The sequence below is a fragment of the Bordetella sp. genome (assembly GCF_057362025.1).
The window spans coordinates 116,973-135,917 of record NZ_JBMQQZ010000100.1 but is presented as its reverse complement, the minus strand read 5'-3'; the positions used below and the strand labels follow the sequence as shown (position 1 = coordinate 135,917).

Genomic DNA, 18,945 nt, shown 5'->3' with positions numbered 1-18,945 from the left:
CCGGCGCTGGCGCCGCATCCTCCTCGCACGGCGGTACGCCCCCGGCGCCGGCCCCCGGCGGCAAACCGGCGCCGGCCCACGGCATGATCGTCGAGCCGGGCGGCTGGCTCGGTCTGCTGGGCGGCGGCCAACTGGGCCGGATGTTCTGCCACGCGGCGCAAAGCCTGGGCTACAAGGTCGCCGTCCTGGATCCGGCGGCCGATGGCCCGGCCGCGATGGTGGCGGATCGCCACATCCACGCGGGCTATGACGACCCGGCCGGCCTGGACGAGCTCGCGCGCACCTGCCGCGCGGTGACCACGGAGTTCGAGAACGTCCCGGCCGATAGCCTGCGCGCGCTGTCGGCGCGCTGCCGCGTCAGTCCCTCCGCCGATGCTGTGGCCGTGGTTCAGGATCGCATCGCGGAAAAAACCTTCATCGCCGGCCAAGGGATTCCGGTGGCCCCGCACGTGGCCGTACGCCAGGACGACGACCTGCGCGCCGCGCCGCAGACGCTGTTTCCCGGCATCCTCAAGGTGGCGCGCCTGGGCTATGACGGCAAGGGCCAGGCGCGGGTGCAGACCCGCGACGAGGCGCTGGCCGCCTTCGAGGCGTTCGGCCGCGTCCCGTGCGTGTTGGAAGCCCTGATGCCCCTGGACCACGAAATTTCGGTGGTGATCGCGCGCGGCTTCGATGGCGCGACGGTGATGTTCCCGGTGGCCCGCAACGTGCATCGCGACGGCATCCTGGCCGTCTCCACCGTGGACCGTGCCGCCCTGTCCGGTCCCGACGCGGCGCTCGAGCGTGCCGCCGGCGACGCCGCCCTGCGCATTGCCGCGGGCCTGGATTACCACGGCGTGCTGTGCGTCGAATTCTTCGTACTGCGCGACGGTTCGCTTTTGGTCAACGAAATCGCGCCGCGTCCGCACAACAGCGGGCACTACACCATCGACGCCTGCCTTACCAGCCAGTTCGAACAGCAGGCGCGCGCGATGGCCGGGTTGCCGCTGGGCGGTACCGATCTGCTGGCGCCGGCCGTCATGCTGAATATCCTGGGCGACATCTGGTTTGAACCAGGCTCGGATCGCCAGCGCGAGCCGGACTGGGCCGCGGCACTGGCGGTGCCCAGCGCCAAGCTGCATTTGTATGGCAAGCGCGACGCGCGCCGCGGGCGCAAGATGGGCCATGTCACCATCGTCGCGTCCACTCTGTCGCAGGCGCGCCGCGATGCGGCCCGCGTGGCGGCCGTGCTGGGCATGCCCGCGCCCTGACCCACCCGGATCCGCCATGGTGCCAGAGACCGAAGACGAAGCCACCGATGCCCAGATCGCGCACGCCGCGCGCGTGCTGGCGCGCGGCCAGTTGGTGGCCTTTCCCACGGAAACCGTCTATGGCCTGGGCGCCGACGCGGAGAACTCCCTGGCGGTGGGCCGTATCTATGCCGCCAAGGGCAGGCCTTCGGATCATCCGGTCATCGTGCACGTGGCGCCCGGGGCAGACCTGTCGTACTGGGCCGCCGACATTCCTCCGCAGGCCCACGCCCTGATCGACGCCTTCTGGCCCGGTCCGCTGACGCTGATCCTGAAGCGCGCGCCGCACATCGACCCCGCCGTCAGCGGCGGGCAGAACAGCGTGGGCGTGCGCTGCCCCTCGCATCCCGTCGCGCAGCGGCTGCTGCGGGCTTTTGCCGGGCTGCATCCCAACGGCCAGGGCGGCGTGGCCGGTCCGTCCGCCAATCGCTTCGGCCATGTGTCGCCGACGCGGGCGGAGCATGTACGCGCGGAATTCCCCGATGAAGTCGCCGCCGGCATGCCGGTGCTGCAGGGCGGCGCCTCCGCCGTCGGCATCGAGTCCACCATTGTGGACCTGTCGCGCGTGGACCAGGGAATCGGGCCGGTATTGCTGCGGCCCGGCCACATATCCGCCACCGATATCGCCCGCGTACTGGGCACGCCGCCCGCGCTGCCCGATGCGGCCGCACCGCGCGCGTCCGGCACGCTGCGCGCCCACTACGCGCCGCGCACGCCGCTGGCACTGGTAAGCCGCGAGCAGCTGGACGCGGCTGCAGTGGGCATCGGCTTGCCGCCGGATGGCCGCACGGTCGCGGTTGCCTATACCCCGCGTCCGCTGGAAATCGATAGCCGGCTGGTGTGGCAGCCGGTGGCCGCCGACCCGGCGCTGTATGCGCAGGCGCTGTATGCCCTGCTGCGCGAGCTGGACGGGCTGGGTTATGTGCGGATTCTCGTCGAGGCCCCACCTCGCACGCCGGAATGGGCTGCAGTGAACGACCGCATCGGCCGGGCCGCCGCCGCTTTTGAAGTCTAACGGTCGACCACGTCCTCCAGCAGTTCTCCGGCACCTCATCCCATGGGCTAAGTGTTCCACCTAATTGCCCCGCCACCCGGCGCGGCTTACGCTGCGCCGCCTACATGCAGGTCCGGCCGGCGACTCGCCCGGCGATGCGGTGGCCCGCGCCCACAAGGCCGGCGAACCGCGCACAAGGAGAACATCCATGAAGAAGTTCCTTACCCTGACGGCCGGCGCCCTGGCGCTGGCGGGTGCGGCGCATGTCGCGGTGGCCGGTCCGACACTGGATGCGGTCAAGAAGAAGGGCTTTGTCCAATGCGGCCTGAGCGACGGCGTCACGGGCTTCAGCGCGACCGACAGCAAAGGCGAGTGGGCCGGCATGGATGTGGACATCTGCCGTGCCATCGCGGCGGCGACGCTGGGCGATGCCAGCAAGTTCAAGGGCACGGCCCTGTCCACGCAACAGCGCTTTACCGCGCTGCAGTCCGGCGAGGTCGACGTGCTCCTGCGCACGGTAACCCTGACGCAGACCCGCGATACCTCGCTGGGGCTGGCGGCGGTGGCGGCCAGCTTCTATGACGGGCAGGGCATCCTGGTGCGCAAGTCGCTGAACGTGAAAAGCGCCAAGGAACTGGACGGCGCAACCATCTGCGTGCAGCCCGGCACCACCACCGAATTGAACCTGTCCGACTGGTTCCGCGCCAACAACATCAAGTTCACGCCGGTGGTCATCGACAAGGTGACCGAGGTGGTGCGCGCCTTCGAGTCCGGCCGTTGCGATGCCTTTACCGACGATGCCTCCCAACTGGCCGCCGTGCGCGCCTCGCAGGTGGCCAACCCCGCCGATTACGACATCCTGCCCGAACGCCTGTCCAAGGAACCACTGGGGCCGATGGTGCGGCAGGGCGACGAAAATTGGCTGGGCATCGTCCGCTGGACCCTCTTCGCGCTGATGGAGGCCGAGGAATACGGCATCACGCAAAAGAACGTCGACGAGATGCTCAAGAGCAGCAACCCGAACGTGCTCCGCATCCTGGGCGTGACTCCCGGCGCGGGCAAGAACATGGGCCTGGACGAAAAGTGGGCCTACAACGCCATCAAGGCGGTCGGCAACTACGGGGAAATCTTCGAGCGCAACGTGGGCAGCGGCAGCAAGCTGGGACTGAAGCGCGGCGTCAATGCCCTGTGGAACCAGGGCGGGGCGATGTATCCGTGGCCGATACGTTGAGCCGATTCTTCGACAGGAAATCCTTGATGGCCTCCATCACCGCGACCGGCTGGTCGCGGTGAGGCGTATGGCCGCAATCGGCCAGCACCTGCATGGTCGCGCGGGGGGCGTGGCGGGCGATGCTCTCGATCTGCGCCAGGCTGGCGTATTCGTCCCCCGTGCCTTGCAGGGCCAGCACGGGGCAGCGAATCTGCCGTAATTCCGCTTCGATATTCCAGCCGCGGAATGCCGGATCCAGCCAGATGTCGTTCCACCCCCAGAACGCGGAATCCGGATCGTCGTGATAGGGCGCCAGCCGGGCGCGCAGGTCCTTTTCCAGGTAGGCCCGCCGCGCCTCGTCGATACCGCGCACGGTGACGTCCTCGACGAAAACGTGCGGCGCGGCGGCGATCACGCCCGCCACGGCGTCGGGATGGTGCGCCGCGTACAGGAGCGCGATCGACCCGCCATCGCTGTGCCCGTACAGGAAGGGCGGGTCGCGCCGCGGGTCCACGCCCAGGGCATGCAGCAGCGCGGGCAGGACATTGCGGGCCTGTTCGTGCAGGTATCCGCGTTCCCACTTTTCGTGGGCGGGCCGCGGCGTGGACTTGCCATATCCCGGCCGCGAATAGAGCAAACCCCTGCAGCCTGCCGTCGCGCAGGCGAGGGCGGGCCAGTCCTTCCACATGGCCACCGATCCCAACCCTTCATGAAGAAAGACCAGGAGCGGCAAGTCCCGGCGTTCGGGCGCGATCCATCGGTATTCCAGGCACGTCTCGCGGCCGCCGGCCTGCACGCAAACCCGGGCCGGCTCCGGCCGGTGGTCCTGATCCATATGTCCTCCTGTTGCGGGATTTTCGCTCACGCCCCGCTGGGGCGCCAAGCGGACCGACTGCATCGATGGCCCGCGCGGCTGCGGCGGCGGACCGCCGCGGTCCGCGCCGTGTAGAGCCGGAGCGACGCCGCCGTGCAAGCCGCACGGGATTCGACTATCCTGCTCCAGGCCTTGTGCCGGCAAGGCAGGCTGCATGTCGAGACGCATGGACCGCGACGCTGTTTATGCCCGGACGCCCGATCGGCGCGGGGCGCAAGACCCGGCGCGGCCGATAAGGGGAAACCGTTACATGAAGTTCGCCGATTTCAAGCAGGGCATGGTCATCCACGCCGGGCCCGTCACGGTCACCGAAGCCGAGATCCTGGAATTCGCCCGCAAATACGACCCGCAGTGGTTCCATACCGACGTCCAGCGCGCCGCCCAGGGGCGCTGGGGCGGCCTGATCGCCAGCGGCTGGCACACCTGCGCCATGGCCATGCGCATGGCCGTGGACGCGGCCCTGCACGATTCCGAATCCTTCGGTTCGCCCGGCCTGGGCGAAGTGCGCTGGCGCGTGCCCGTGCGGCCAGGCGACCAATTGCGGCTGGAGGCGCGCGTGCATGGCCTGCGCAGCTCTTCGTCGCGCAGCGACCTGGGCATCATCAACTGGGCCTGGATCGTCTACAACCAGCACGACGAAGCCGTGCTGGAACTGGACGCCACCAGCCTGTTCGACCTCAGCGAGGACCCGTCCGCTTGACTTCCGGGATGGCGGTGCGCGGGTTCGGTGCAGCGCTCGCTCGGGCGGCATGGCGCGGGGCTGGCGGACTATTCGCCGCTATCCTGCTGGCCGGCGCCGTGATGCCGGCCATGGGTGCGCCGGCGCCCGCCGCGGTGGAAAACTACACCTTGCGTCAGGCCGTGACGGCCTGGGACATGTTGTCCAAGATCGACGTGCTGTGTCCGGACGGCGACCGTGACCGCGAGGCGCTGCGCCTGAAGGAGTTGGAGGCCGTCGCGACGCAGCGCTTGCGGTTATCCGCCAAGGCCATGCTGGAGACCTTGCGCGAGGAAGTGCCTGCGGTCCTGATGACGCCGGAACAGGCAGTGCGCGTGGTGGCCAATGCCGGCGGCTGCAAAACCGATGCGCTGGCGCAATGGCGCGGCCGCGCCGCTTTCGTTGCAGACACCTCGCGCCAGGTGCTGGCCGGACAGGCGCGGGCCGATCGCCAATGGCCGCGCGATGCCGCGCTTGAACAGCCTTTAAGGATCACCGTACTCGGCCAGCGTAGTGACGCGGCGGACGGGAGCGGAGTCTGGCTGCGCGTGGAAAACCGCGGCGCGACGCCGGTCCGCTTCACTTTGCTGAGTTCGCAAACCTTCGTGGGCCTGTGCGTCCATCTGGCCATCAAGGGTGTCCCGGTGGAAAAGGGCTATGCGCCGCGCGAGTGGCTTACCCTGCCGCCGCGCAGCCATGCGCCCGTGCGGCTGGCGCGCGAGGCTTCCTGCCGCGCGCAGGGGCGGGTCAACGTGGGCGGCGTCGCCGTCATCGACACCGGTGGCGGCGCGCGCTATTGGCGCTTCCTGGTCCGTGGCGTAGGTGCGATGCCGGCCGGCATCCAGCCTTGAGGCCTCTGCCGCGCGGCGGCACAGTGTTGCCTGGCCCGTTCCACCGGGCCGATTTTTCTCCAAGCCATCGCGTTTTTCATTATTCCGGCTTTTTTGTTCCCGCTTCGGGACGTTGCGCCGGTGGGCGCGTGTAATGGCTCCCGTTGCGGTATGGCTGACCGGCATTCGGGCGCAATCCGCATCACTGTTCAACGAACCCGGCTCTCGTCGAATCGCAACCGACGGGGTCGGCGGCGCGCAACGTATCGAGGAGAATGCCATGGACGCTCACGTTATCGCCGTGGGGACCAACACCATCAATCCCGTTGATGGATCCCTGCTCCCGACGGAAACCGATTTCCCGGTAACTTTCACCTATGCACCGACGGCGCCTGGATCGCTCCAGATCGACGTGAAATGGGAATCGGATGACTCCAACCTGCAGTTTTCCAAAAACCCGACGACCACGGACCCCAAGAGCGGTAAAAGCAATAATTCGGTGTACTACAACGGAGACACCCCCGCTACTCCGCCGACCATTACCCTGAAGAACGACGCGGGCGATACCCTGATACAGTTCCAGTACGACTTCAAGAATGTCCAGTTTTTGAACGGCGCGGTGGGCTTGCCGGCCGGCCTGCAGAATGTCTGGCCGTTCCAGGAGTCTCCCCCGCCCGATCCTAAGGTTACCGGTATCCCGATTACCGCTACCGCGATCGATCCCGACACGAACAACTCGCCGGTGCCGAACTTCACGATCTTGTTCGGTTCGATCAATAATGCCCTGAGATACTACGATCCCACGACGGGCAAGGAGCTCGATCCGCTGGCTCAAGGGGACGGCGAAAGCGCCATGTTGCTATATCCCGTCGCCGCGGATGTAAATGGCGTAGCGCGGGTCCTGGCGATGCCGTCCAGTCCCGGGATTTTCGGCGCGAACGTGGGCTACGGCAGCGGAGGCTCGTCCATTACCGCGCAGCTTGTTTGGCTGTACCAGTTTGCACCGCCCATGGGCCAACTGCTGGATCCGCTGGATTTCCAGACCGAGGATACCGCGACGGCGACAATTCCTTTGGACAGTCCGAGCGGGCCCACGTTCCCCGTGCGCGCACCCGGGACGATCCTGACCACCAACGGCGGTGGCGTTCGGCCAACCGATTCCGCCGTTCTGATCACCTTCACGGCGCCAGACAAACAGGCCGCGGGTTTGATGGTCGGCGAAATCATGCAGGCCGAGGATCTGGTGCAAGGGATAGGCGTACCGAAGTCGCGAGCGGTAGTCGGCAAGCAGACCGGCTATTTTTATATGACCTCCAACGGCGTGACGGCGTCGCAATCTTCGGTGGTCAAGCTCGGGGCTACCGGCACGGCGGTAAATGGCCCGGATCCCACGGTGACGAGAGATCATTCCGCGCCCACCTCGACGGCTACCGTGCTTAACGCATCGACGATCCTGGGCGGCGTCCCAATGTCGTTCAGCCTGTTTACCTTGCAGGGCCTGAGCGACGGGGAAATGTACACCGTGAATGTTTATCTCAACGGTTTCAATGGGAATTCGGCACAGGTCAAAACCGACTTCCAGTCCAGGGATTTCCAAAGGAAAGGCATGACCGCGCAGAGTCAGTTGCTTCCGCAGGAGTGGTTCGTCGGATACGGGGAAAACCAGGGAAGAATGGGTACCGCCCAAATCGAAGTGGTTGGACATCCCGCTGGCGGACAACCCTTCTATTCCAAGATATTGTCGCTGACCCTGGATACCGTCGGGTGATAAGGAAGAGGACGGCGAGAGCCGTCCTCTGCTCCGCTTCGTGCAAGCTTTTTTGCGGTGCCTGGATCTCTTGATGGAGATGGAATATGTCTGGCAAGAAACTGGTGTTTATCGATCCATTGGCTTCCCGCGTATTGGCAGTGGATGCCACGGTCGGCGTCACATTGAACGTCGCGGATGCCGATCTGGATAATGGCGATACGCAGTACATCGCGTTTTCGGTGGACCAGGCGCCCAGCGTGGCACAGGTGCAGCCGCGCGCGCAGGTTGTCGACGACAAGGCCGTGACTCAACTGGTGGTGGCCGACAAACCGTCGACCGATTACAACGCCCTGCTGCTATCCGCCTGGGATGCGAGCGTCGAAGACGCCGATCATTACACGATCCTGTATTCGTGTGTTTATCCGGATTACCTGGGCAGCTGGGATGCCACATGCGCCGAGCCGTATGGCACCGGCGACGGCAGCGCGCCCGGCAGCACGATCGTGCTAAGGGCGCGGGTCCTGGACGACGCGGGCGAGCCGGTCCATCGATATCGCTTGTATTTCAGCGGCTCGCCCAATTTGCCCACGTGGATGACCGACAAGGACGGCAAAAGGCTCCCCATCGATGGAAACCGCGCCTACATCGATACCGACGCATCGGGGGTGGCAGTTATCAAGGTCGCCAATACCGCGTCGACCATCGTCAACTTCAATGTGCTCTACCAGGGCGCCGATTCCATCTCCCAGTATCTCGTCTTCACCTATCTCGGAACGCCGGCTTTGCAGCCTTTATTGCAGGCCCCCGAGCTTCCGGACGATTCGTCGCCGTTCGACCTGGATCAGTACGATGGCGACAACATCTATATCAGCATACCGCCCGACGCGCGCCTGGAAAACGCGCAAAGGCTTGCTTTCTGGATGAGCGGAGAGATCGTCAAGGTCATGACCGTCATGAAAGGCGTCATCCCGCCGGTGCCTGTGGCGAAGACGTATTTCAAGACCCAGAATGCCCGTAATGAAATGGGCTACCTGGCGCAGGACCGGGCGGGCAACCTGCTCGGCGAGTCGCAAATCATCCGTTTCTTCGCCACGGGAACCATCGCGTGGGCGACACCGACGGTCAAAGGCGATCTGGCCAAACCGCAACTGCAGACCCCGGCGCAAGTCGTCAACATCTCGGAGATCCTTAACGGCTTGAGCCTGGTCGTGCCGCCCTATAAAGGTATAAAGGCCGGCGATCTGGTGACCATGATGATATATCTTAACGGCTATTATCCGGGCACCCGCGCGCGCAAGGTCCGCCAGTACCATAGCGGCCATACCGTGGAAGGAGACGACACGAATATGGGCTTTATCGTCGCATTCTCGGAAGCGCAACTGCTCAATTTCGGTCCAAGCCCGAATGCACAGGATGACCCGCCGAGGTTCTACGCGCAATATACCGTGACGCCGGCGGACGTAAACAGCGCCCCGCTTTTGTCCGACTGGCTGGTCCTGGATCTCGACACGGTGCCGCCGGAACAGGCGCGCGGATAGTGCATCCGGACACGATTCCGTCAGGAATGGCGCGAAATCAAAAAGGATTTGTCGTTATTAAAAAGAATGCGATGGGATGCGCCGCTAGTATGGATAAAGGCGCGGTGCCGTTGGCACGAGGAGGATCCCATGCATGGCATATGTCGGCCCTTGTCCGGCGGTTCGCGGGCTTCGGTACGGCCGGAGCTGCCCGCCCACCTCAATGCCCGCGTGCCTGGCGCTAACGGCCGGGCAGGTCGGGTTTTGATTATTGCCGGCGCCGGGCCCGATATATCCGAAGTGGAACGCCTGCTGGGGGCCCAGAATTATCATGCCAGCCGTCTGGACGACGGTTGGCGGGGATATCGCGAGGCGCGTGTGGGCCGGCCCGATTTCGCGGTGATCGCCCCGCGCGCCATGTCGATGGATCCCATGGCGCTGTGCTGGCTGGTCGGCGGGCATGGCGTTCTCAAAACTGTTCCTTTTCTTTTCGTGGCGAACTCCAAGGCGCACGCCCTGCAGGCGTTCAGCATGGGGGCGGCCGATGTGTTGCCATATCCTTTTGCCCCGGCGGAGCTGGTCGCCCGCGTCGCAATTCATTTGAAAAAGACTGCCGCGCAATCACCTGCGCGGCACGATGCGGCGCTCGGACCGCAAGCGGCCGGTACGCGCGATGACATGCTGCTGCAATCGGCGCTGGAAATCATTGCACGCGACCTCGTGGGCGTCTCCGATGCCGCCGGACTTGCCCGGCGGGTGGGGACGACTTCGAAGCGCCTATCGGCGCTCTTCCATGAGCGGCTCGGCATGTCCGTCCAGAAATATGTCATCGACAAGAAGATGGCGGTCGCCGCTTCCTGGCTGGCGCGCACCCGCATGCCCGTCGCCGATATCGCCCACCGTCTCGGATACCAAGGTTTATCGAATTTCTCGGCGACTTTTCGCCGCCACGTGGGAAAGACCGCCATGGAGTACAGGCGCTCTGCCCGGGAGCCCACGATGGCCTCTCATTGATCGGAGGCAGCCTCGGGGGAGGGCGACGAATTGGGTCAGATTTTTCTGATGTTTGTCGGTAAGTGTTTACCCTAGGATACGGATTCTTCGCCTCCCTGGGCTTTGCCGTCTTCTTCGATGCGCGGCCATCTCTGGAAAGCAGTGCCGTGCGCGGCCATCGGCCCGCGGCGTCCGCGATATCCAAGAGCCCATTTCCTGACAACCATCGCCGACTATCCAAGCCGGCTTCCTGGGAAGAAATGCCGTGAATAAAGTGTATCGTCTCGTCCGCAGCCAGCGGACCGGTCGGATCGTCGTGGCCTCCGAGCATGCCAAGGGCCATAACAGCGCGGGGCCCGCTGTGAGAACAAGTGGAGCGTCGCTGCGCGGCGCCTGGCTTCTGTTTCTGGCCGGAGGGGGAATGCTGGCGCTGTCCTCGCCGGTGATGGCGGCGTGCAATACCTACACCACCACGCAGCAGTCGAGCCTGCTGGCTTGCGATGAAATACACACCACGGGCAACACGACGCCCGCCATGCTGAGCAACGGCGGCACAACGTTGACCGCGCCGGGAAATAACCTAATCGAGACCGACGGCACTCAATCCTACGGTTTCCAGGTGACGGCTCCCGACGGCGCCGCCCAGTCGAAGATAGACGCGACCGACGCGACGGTGGTCACCCACGGGACCAGCGCGTATGGTGCCCTGGTGCTGCCGCCGCCGTCGCCGACTGGGTCAGGTACCGCGAACCTGACGATGCTGCGGGGCAGTATCACGACCACGGGTAATGGCGCGCATGGCATCTATGTCACCGGCGCCGGCAACAGCGCCCAGATTACGGGTACATCCATCGCCACCCAGGGCGCCGGTTCCGTTGGTATGCAGGTCGACCAAGGGGGCGCCGCCACGGTAGCGTCCTCGAATATCGTTACCACCGGTCCCAACGCCTCGATAGGGATCAGGGTAACCGGCGGGACGGTAACGATCGATGATGGCGCGAGCGCCACGCATTCGTCGATACACACCAGTGCCGACACGGCTAGTGGGATCTACGCGCAATCGAACGCGGCCGGTATACCGACGACGGTGACGGTGGGCGATGGCGTCTCGATCGGCACGCAGGGCGCGCAGGCGTTCGGCATCCTGGCATGGGGCACAGCGGCAAGCTCCACGGCTACCGTCGGGCGGGCCTCCATCTCGACGACCGGCGACGGGGCGAATGGCCTGTATGCGGTAGGCAACAATATGGCGGGCACGATCACGTTGACCGGCACGACGGTGAACACTACGGGCGCCAACGCTTATGGCCTGCTTTCGGGCGCGGCGGGCGTAAGCGGCGCATTGATCACGGGCACAGGAGCCGGCATTACCACCTCGGGTGACGGTGCCAACGGCGCCACCATGGTTGGGGCAGCAAACGATATCCAGCTCGACGCCACGTCCTCCATCACTACCAGCGGATCGAACGCCCATGCGATCGCTCTGCAAAAGGGGGCGACGAAAACCTATGCCGGCACGAACGCGGCGACGGACCAGGTGCCGGGCACCATATCGGTCACCGGGGCGGGATCGGCCGTGTTCGATGTCCAGGATGCGGGATCGACGTTGACGTTCAACGACTACACCGGACTGCCCACGGCCACCCTGGGTGCGAATTCGTGGGGGATGATCGCCGAGAATGGCGGAACGATCAATTTCCAGCAAACGTCCACCGACGGGTACAGCCTGTGGGCGCGCGGTACCGGTGGGAACCTGGGCACGATCACCGCGACCGGCGATGTGGACATGAGCGGTACCCGTCTCAGGGTGGACGATGGCGGCGCATTCCAGCTGGGAAGCACCACGACCGGCGTCACGATCGCTTCGTTGGAGGGTAACGGCGGTACGGTGCAGCTGGGCAACGGTGCGTCGACCCCGCGCAGCCTTACGGTCGATGGCGCGGCCAGCACCACCTATTCCGGCGCCATACAAGGTTACGGCGACCTGGTGCGCGACGGTACCGGCACGTTGCTCCTGAACGGTGCCGATGGCTTTGCCTTCACGGGAGACGCACTGGTGAATGCCGGAACCCTGGCCACCGGCGGGACCATACAGGCGCCTGGCAAGAACTTCCGGTTCGGCACCACCGGCAAGTTGGATATCTCGCAGTCGGACGTCGGCTTCGAGGTGGGCGGAATCATCAGTACCGCTCCCGGCGACGGCCAGATTGCATTGGGGCAACGCACCCTGACGGTGAACAGCAACAATGCGTCCGCCGGGGCCTTCAGCGGCGCGATTACCGGCACCGGCGGCCTGGTGAAGGACGGCAGCAGCCTGCTGACGCTGGCTGGCCCGAATGTATTCGGCTATACCGGCGGCACGACCATCCTGAACGGTACGCTGGCGGCAACGGGTGGCGCCAACGCCTCCGGCAAGGCCTTCAACATCGCCAGTGCCGGAACGTTGGACCTGACCAGCGCGAATGGCGGCTTCACGGCGGGCTCGATCGACTCCACGAACGGCGGCGGCACGGTGCACCTGGGTGCCAACACGCTTACGCTGGACGGGGCCGGCACGCACGTCTTTTCGGGCACGATCGATGGCACGGGCTCGCTGGTCAAAACCAACGCGGCCGGTACCGTAAAGCTTTCCGGCGACAATGCCTTCGCCTATACGGGCACCACCACGATCGACGGCGGTGTGCTCGCCATCAGCGGTTTGTCCAATACCGCCACGTTCAACAAAAACATCACCTTGAACGGCGGATGGCTGGATCTTTCGGAATCGAACCTGCCCGCGCCGAACGAAGGTACCGCCAACAACTGGCCGGGCCTGACCATTACCGAAGGCGCGAATGGCGCCCAGGGCGGAATAATCGGCAACAACGACAACCTTTCCTACGATGTCGCGCAGGGCAGCACGAAGGTCGTCGACTATAGCCTGGGCGACGGCACCACGCCGATGGGACAGGGCCTGTTCGTTATCAAGACGGGGCAAGGCACGCTCGACCTTACCGGGGACAACCACTACGTGGGCAATACCCGGATCGAAGGCGGCGTGCTCAAGGTCCACGCGGACCAGAACCTGGGCGATACCTCCGCCGCGCGCGAGGTCGTGCTCAATGGCGGCAGCCTGGACATCGCCGGCAGCTTCGCTTCCAATCGCATGATCGAGTTGCGGCAGAACGGTACGGTCACTGTCGAAAACGGCCAGGATACGACCTGGGCCGGCGCGACCGATAACGGCAGCGGCCTGGTCCTGACCAAGCAGGGCGGCGGCCGCCTGGCGTTCAGCGGCGCCAGCGCGCTGGGTGGCGTGGTGGCTGACGGCGGGTCCCTCGATATGGGCGCGGCCGCGGTGACGACGGCAGGTACCTCGCCCGCGGTTGCCGTACACCAGGGCGAAGTCAGCTTCACCGGCGGCCGCATTTCGAGCGCCGGCGACGCCATTGTCGCGGACGGCGCCAGCACGGTGAACCTGACCGACACCGCGGTAACCGCGGGAGCCGGACAGGCGCTTTACCGGGTGCGTAACGGCGCCGCCGGCGTCTTGAACGCCAACGCCGAGAACCTGACGGGCCCCATCGTGGCCGACGGCGCCGGCAGCCAGCTTCAGTTGAATTTGCAGAACGGCAGCTCGTACACCGGCACGCTCCAGCGCCTGAATGGCGGCACGGCGAAGGTGGCCGTCGCCGACGCGTCCAGCGCCTGGACGCTGGACGACAATGCCACCGTGGACGGTTTGGTGAACAACGGCCGCGTCTCGATAGGTTCGCCGGTCGCCGCAGGCGCCGCGCCCGCGTCGTATCGGACCTTGAACGTCACCGGCGACTATGCCGGCAGCGGCGCGGTAGAGATGAATACCGCGCTGAACGCGGGCGGCAGCCTGGCCAACCAGCATACGGACCGTCTGCTGATTTCCGGCAACGCCACCGGCCAGACCAGCCTGGTGCTGCATACCAGCGGCGACGGCGCGAACACCAACACGGCGCTGAACAACAAGGCGATACCGAGCGAGGGAATTTCGCTGGTGCAAGTGGCGGGTACGTCCAGCGCGGATGCCTTCAAGCTCGCCGGCGATTATGTCGTCGCCTCGAAGAGCCCGTTCCAGTACCGGTTGTTCTCGTATGGCCCGGGGCAGACCGATCCGGCGCAAAGCCTGCTGGACAAAGGTACGCAATGGGACTATCGCCTGCAGACCGCCTATCTGGACGCAGCTGGAAATCCAGTGCCGGGCGTGAACCCCGACCCGGATTCCGGCGGTGGTGGCGGCCGTCCGGCCTTGGCGCCGCAGGGAAGCTCCTATCTGGTGGCGAACCAGGCCCTGCTGAACTACGGTGCGGCGGTCATGGACAACCTGCATCGCCGACTGGGAGAAATCCGCCGCGACGACATGAGCCAACCCGGCAACAAGGGCGAGATGTTCGCCCGTGCCATAGGCAGTACGGGCCGCTACGACAGCAGCCTCGGCTTCAATAAGTATGGCTACGACTTCAACCAGGACATCACCGCGCTTCAGGTCGGCGGGAACTGGCTGCACATCAGCCGGCCGAACCAGGATCTGCGTCTGGGCGCCGCCGTTACGACCGGTACGACCTCGTTCAATCCTTCGGCCAACAGCGCCGAGGACAGCAAGGCCCGCGTGACGGGTAATAACGTCGCGTTGACGGCGACCTGGCAGCATCGCGACGGCTGGTATGTCGACGGCATCGTCTCCACAGGACACTACTACGGTGACGTGAGGACCTCGCAGCGGGGCAAGGCAGGCCGTATCGACGCCAACTCGGTCGACTTATCCGTAGAGGCCGGCAAGACCATGAAACTGGCCAACGGCTATGAATGGGAACCGCAGGTCCAGATCATGCGCCAGTCGCTGGACTTCAAGAGCAGTACCGACTCCGACGGCATCGATGTCGGGCTCGGCACGAGCCATGCCTGGACCGGCCGGATCGGTGTAAGGGTGGCCAAGCCGATCAATTCGACGACCTCATGGACCCCTTACGCCAGGGTCAGCCTGCTGCATACCTGGAACGATACCCCCGATGCGAAATTGAGCGGGACGTCGTTCGAGGTGGGGCAGTCCGGCAGCGCGGTGCAGGTAGGCGTAGGCGCGACCGGCATGATCACGCCCAAGCTGTCCCTGTACGGCGAACTGGATGGCCAGCAGCGGATCGGCAACAGCGGGACCTCCGGCGTCAGCGCCACCGTCGGTATCAAGTACTTGTTCTGACACCCGCGTTCATGTCGCCCACGGCGCCCGGCGCAGCGCCACGCGCCGTGGATCGCTCGCAAGCCCCGCGGCCTTGGATCGGGTGGCGATGGGGCTTTGCCCCCAGCGTTGGCGAAACGCGGTGGAAAACCCCGCGGTGTTGGAGTAGCCCAGGAAGCCCGCGATCTGCGCGATAGAGAGCCGGTTCTCGGCCAGCAACTGTCGGGCTTTGGTGAGCCGGGCGTCGAGAAGCGTGGCGCGGGGATTTTTGCCGTAGGCCAGGTGGAACGCACGCGACAGGCGGCGTTCACTGACTCCCATGCGCTGGGCCAGCTGTTTGGTCGACGGCGGCAGCGTCATGCGCTCGTTCAGGTACCACATCGTCATCTGGACGAGCAGTTCGTCCTCCGAAGGTTCTTCCTGAAGATCCCGTGGTTGGTGCGTGCCGCCTTGCGCGTCGCGCGCCAGGTGTGCCTGGATGCGCGCCAGCACCTCAGCGCGGTCGCAAGGCCGGCCAAGATAGTCGATCGCCCCCGCCCTGAACGCCGCCAGGCGTTGTTCGAGCGCTGTCGACGTGCCGAACAGCATGACGGGGATATGGGCGGTGGCCGCGGTGTCGCGCAACAGCCGGCACGTGGCCATGCCATCCAGGCCTTCCAGTAAAACGTCCATCAAAACCAGCATCGGCCTGAATCGGCCGATGCTCCGGCCATAGGCCTCATCGCCGTTGGTGGTGCTGTCGACCTTGAACGAAAGCGCCTGTAAGTCGCGGGTCAGTGTCGCGGTCTCGTGCACGTCGGTACTCGCGATCAGGACCCGGGTCGCGGTGCCGCGCGGCTTGTTGCTGTCCATGTTCGACCTGTGGTGTACGGGGTGAAGTGGGAATCGTGCTGTCGATGCTAGCGAAGACGGGACGGGCCTTCCTTTGCAATCAAGGCGACTTGTTTTGCTTTGCTGGCTGGATCCTTCGCATGCCCGCCCGCCGGGACATCTCGCACCCGCCAGGCCCTATCGCGATTCACGGCGCGTGCGGCGACGCTCTGCAGGGACGGTCCTCGGGCCGGCACATCAGCCTATCGTCCCGCCGTCGCAGATAGGACAGAAACTCAAAACCGATTGTCGATTCCTAAACATCCCGATCTCTCGCTACCCCTACCATCGGCAATGTGACCTCCAACCGGCGCTCATGCCGGGATGGGCGATACGGTCGCCGGCCTTGCGCGTGGATCCGGCGGTCGCCGCAGCGACCGTTCGGCCGCCGGCATGCCGCATGGAAGGATGACGAAAGGAGAGAAAAAATGCCGACGCGATTCGTCCGCTCCGCGGGTCTTTGCGCCCTGATACTGCTTCTTGTGGCATGGGTTGGACTGCACGCGGTCGATAGTCGTGCGGCATCGGCGACAGGCGTGCAGGCGGCGCCCAAGTACAGTAAGGAAGAGCTGGCCGCGCTGCGTCAAATGCTGGAGGATACGGACTGCAATCCGGACGAGGTGACGGCTATCGACCTCACCAAACCGTCGAACGAATTGGGCTATCGGGCCTTGATGCGCGAATCGGGGGCCAAGCCGTGGGTCTATGCCCAGATCGAGCAGGCCAAAGCCGCCCAGTTGCAACTTCGCGCCCAAGGCAAACCCTTGCCGCGTTTGCAAGACAGGATGATGGAAAAGTCCAAAGCGCTGGCGGCGAAGAAGAATCTGACTCCAGGGCAATCTCTGGTAGTGCTGCCGAAGGATTATTTCTCGGTGCTCGGCGTTACCGGCACGTCCGACTGGACCAAGACGCGGGCGGTCATGTATTCGTCTCTGTACTATGAAAAAGGGGCTGGCACCAGTAACGCCTCGGACGGGAACGCTGCAGCCAGGACCACGATTGTCCAGGACTCCTTGTTGCTTTACGACAGCCTGATGAACGTCGTGGGTTGGCAAAATGGCGAGATTCGCGATGGGGGAGTGACCAATATCCTGAGCGGTACCCAGAGCGCCACCCCCGCGAATAATCCTGACCGTGGGGATGTGTCGGCGTATGCCACGTTGCAGGGTACGGTCAATGGCGAACCTATCATGCCGATGGCCACATGCACCAAGAAACAGAATGGCGCGTCGACGGTATGGGCGCAGCGCACGATGTCGGACCCCTCGCACCAGAAGACCTCGGAGCAGTCTCCCGCGGTGATCGTCTGCTTGAATCGGTCCAACCCGACGCCAGGCTGGCCGTCGCTGTGCGACTATGGGCCCACGCAACCGAATGTGGCCAATGAAGATTTGAAAGTCACGTTTCCGGTCCAAGGGATTGTCCAGACGAATAGTTCATATCAGCTCTACCGCGACAAGGACGATAAGTTCAAGCTTGATCCCAGCGGGAAGGACTGGATGGTCGACATGACGATCAGCGATGGCGGCGATGGCGAGTACGCGACTGGCGGCGTTTGTGTGCCGCCGGCGATCTCCAAGGGGTTCTGGGATCACGCGAAGGGCTACGGTTCCGGATATAGAGGTGTTATCTGGGCTTATAACGGTACGAACACGTATCCTTATGCAGACTTCGGGCCGGTGTGCTACCGGAGTGGCCAGAATTACATCTTCACGATGATGATGACCGTTGGTACGGCCACCTCTAAAGGCACATACAACGGGACCGCACAGGTCACGTTTACCAACGATCCGCAGATGCTCAGTCAGTGCTTCGTTGATCCCAATATCGTCGGAAGCATCAATTGCGGAACCATCGTCGCCGTGCCCATGGTGCAGGTCCAGTATGGCTGCATCGTCGCCGGCACTGAAATCACGATGGCGGACGGCCGGCGGCGCAAGAAAATCGAGGATTTGCAGCGCGGCGACAAAGTGCTGAGTCAATCGGGGCGGATACTACAGGTCGACAATCTGCTGACCGGCACGGATTCCGAAATCATCGAACTGATGGACGACCGGAAACATCGTGTCAGCATGACGAGCGAGCACCCAGTCAAGACGGGGCGGGGCATGTTGGCGGCCAAGGACCTCAAGGTGGGAGATACCGTCTATACGGATGACGGTGGCGAGGCTCGGCTCGTCCAGGTGAAGCCGCACAGCGGCAAGGTGGAGAAGGTCTATAACGTCGTGCTTGGCGGGGAAGGCATGGCCAACCCTTATGACGCGGTCTTCTACGCGGGCTCTGTCCTGGTGGGCGACAACAACGTCCAGGGCCTGCTGGCTCGCGGGAAGGCGCCCCGGTCGAAATGACACTCCGGTGGCGGCCCTTTCATCCGCACCTTCGCAGTCGATTCTTTCTCCCTCGGGGTCATCATCATGGCAAACACGATCAATCTGTTGAGCGCGGAGTACGCGTCCGCCGGATATCTTCACATCGTCTGGGACCGTTATACCTACGACAATAGTCCCGGATTCTACGCAGAGCTGTGGTGGACGGGCGGCAACCGTTTCTTCAGGATCCACGATCCCAAGGCCGTGTCATGCCTGATGGCTGTCGAGTGCAACCGGAACGTTAGCTACAAGGTCAAACTGTTCGCGCTGGAATCGGAGACCGAATACGATGAGTCCACGGGGTCGTCGTGGGTCCCCGTGACGTTCAGCTGATCGGAAAACG

At 64.5% G+C, this 18,945-nt stretch carries 13 protein-coding genes and 1 pseudogene; 12 read left to right on the top strand and 2 right to left on the bottom strand.

Going from position 1 to position 18,945, the window contains the following annotated elements:
- The first annotated feature begins 83 nt into the window (after positions 1–83).
- The 3 genes from ACO1P8_RS22890 to ACO1P8_RS22880 all read left to right on the top strand — a co-directional run bounded on the left by ACO1P8_RS22890 (position 84) and on the right by ACO1P8_RS22880 (position 3,514).
- Positions 84–1,250: a 5-(carboxyamino)imidazole ribonucleotide synthase gene (locus ACO1P8_RS22890; protein WP_486298158.1), complete on the top strand. Its 1,167-nt coding sequence runs from the start codon at positions 84–86 to the stop codon at positions 1,248–1,250.
- Between the two features lie 16 nt (positions 1,251–1,266).
- Entirely contained in the window at positions 1,267–2,304 is a 1,038-nt protein-coding gene (locus ACO1P8_RS22885) for an L-threonylcarbamoyladenylate synthase (protein ID WP_486298133.1), read from the top strand.
- Positions 2,305–2,491: 187 nt separating this feature from the next.
- Positions 2,492–3,514 carry an amino acid ABC transporter substrate-binding protein gene (locus ACO1P8_RS22880; protein WP_486298132.1) on the top strand — a complete coding sequence of 341 codons (1,023 nt, stop codon included), beginning with the start codon at positions 2,492–2,494 and terminating at the stop codon, positions 3,512–3,514.
- Here ACO1P8_RS22880 and ACO1P8_RS22875 read toward each other — a convergent pair.
- Complete coding sequence (locus ACO1P8_RS22875; RefSeq protein ID WP_486298131.1) at positions 3,462–4,328, bottom strand: alpha/beta fold hydrolase; 867 nt, start codon at positions 4,326–4,328, stop codon at positions 3,462–3,464. The two genes, ACO1P8_RS22880 and ACO1P8_RS22875, sit on opposite strands and share 53 nt — an antisense overlap.
- Positions 4,329–4,617: 289 nt before the next feature.
- Here ACO1P8_RS22875 and ACO1P8_RS22870 point away from each other — a divergent pair, with 289 nt between their 5' ends.
- The 7 genes and pseudogenes from ACO1P8_RS22870 (at position 4,618) to ACO1P8_RS22840 (ending at position 15,384) form a co-directional block, all read left to right on the top strand.
- Positions 4,618–5,067 (top strand): MaoC family dehydratase, encoded by a 450-nt coding sequence (locus ACO1P8_RS22870; RefSeq protein WP_486298130.1) that lies wholly within the window; start codon positions 4,618–4,620, stop codon positions 5,065–5,067.
- Positions 5,064–5,936 carry a hypothetical protein gene (locus tag ACO1P8_RS22865; protein WP_486298129.1) on the top strand — a complete coding sequence of 291 codons (873 nt, stop codon included), beginning with the start codon at positions 5,064–5,066 and terminating at the stop codon, positions 5,934–5,936. Before ACO1P8_RS22870 ends, ACO1P8_RS22865 begins: the two co-directional genes overlap by 4 nt.
- Positions 5,937–6,195: 259 nt before the next feature.
- Positions 6,196–7,683 (top strand): hypothetical protein, encoded by a 1,488-nt coding sequence (locus tag ACO1P8_RS22860; RefSeq protein WP_486298128.1) that lies wholly within the window; start codon positions 6,196–6,198, stop codon positions 7,681–7,683.
- Between the two features lie 86 nt (positions 7,684–7,769).
- The gene (locus ACO1P8_RS22855; protein ID WP_486298127.1) at positions 7,770–9,203 is read left to right on the top strand and encodes a hypothetical protein; all 1,434 of its coding nucleotides are present in this window, start codon (positions 7,770–7,772) and stop codon (positions 9,201–9,203) included.
- 279 nt (positions 9,204–9,482) lie between these two features.
- The gene (locus ACO1P8_RS22850) at positions 9,483–10,196 is read left to right on the top strand and encodes a helix-turn-helix domain-containing protein (RefSeq protein WP_486298126.1); all 714 of its coding nucleotides are present in this window, start codon (positions 9,483–9,485) and stop codon (positions 10,194–10,196) included.
- Positions 10,197–10,440: 244 nt separating this feature from the next.
- Positions 10,441–10,572: pseudogene (locus ACO1P8_RS22845) on the top strand (ESPR-type extended signal peptide-containing protein); the annotation flags it as partial.
- Between the two features lie 24 nt (positions 10,573–10,596).
- Positions 10,597–15,384, top strand: coding sequence for an autotransporter outer membrane beta-barrel domain-containing protein (locus tag ACO1P8_RS22840; protein WP_486298157.1), 4,788 nt, complete (start codon positions 10,597–10,599; stop codon positions 15,382–15,384).
- Positions 15,385–15,393: 9 nt separating this feature from the next.
- Here ACO1P8_RS22840 and ACO1P8_RS22835 read toward each other — a convergent pair whose 3' ends face one another.
- Positions 15,394–16,215 carry a helix-turn-helix domain-containing protein gene (locus ACO1P8_RS22835; protein WP_486298125.1) on the bottom strand — a complete coding sequence of 274 codons (822 nt, stop codon included), beginning with the start codon at positions 16,213–16,215 and terminating at the stop codon, positions 15,394–15,396.
- Between the two features lie 446 nt (positions 16,216–16,661).
- Here ACO1P8_RS22835 and ACO1P8_RS22830 point away from each other — a divergent pair, with 446 nt between their 5' ends.
- Together ACO1P8_RS22830 and ACO1P8_RS22825 are read left to right on the top strand one after the other, a co-directional pair.
- The gene (locus ACO1P8_RS22830) at positions 16,662–18,581 is read left to right on the top strand and encodes a Hint domain-containing protein (protein ID WP_486298124.1); all 1,920 of its coding nucleotides are present in this window, start codon (positions 16,662–16,664) and stop codon (positions 18,579–18,581) included.
- A 66-nt stretch (positions 18,582–18,647) separates the two neighbouring features.
- Positions 18,648–18,935, top strand: a complete 288-nt coding sequence (locus ACO1P8_RS22825; RefSeq protein WP_486298123.1) for a hypothetical protein — start codon at positions 18,648–18,650, stop codon at positions 18,933–18,935.
- Positions 18,936–18,945 lie beyond the last annotated feature (10 nt).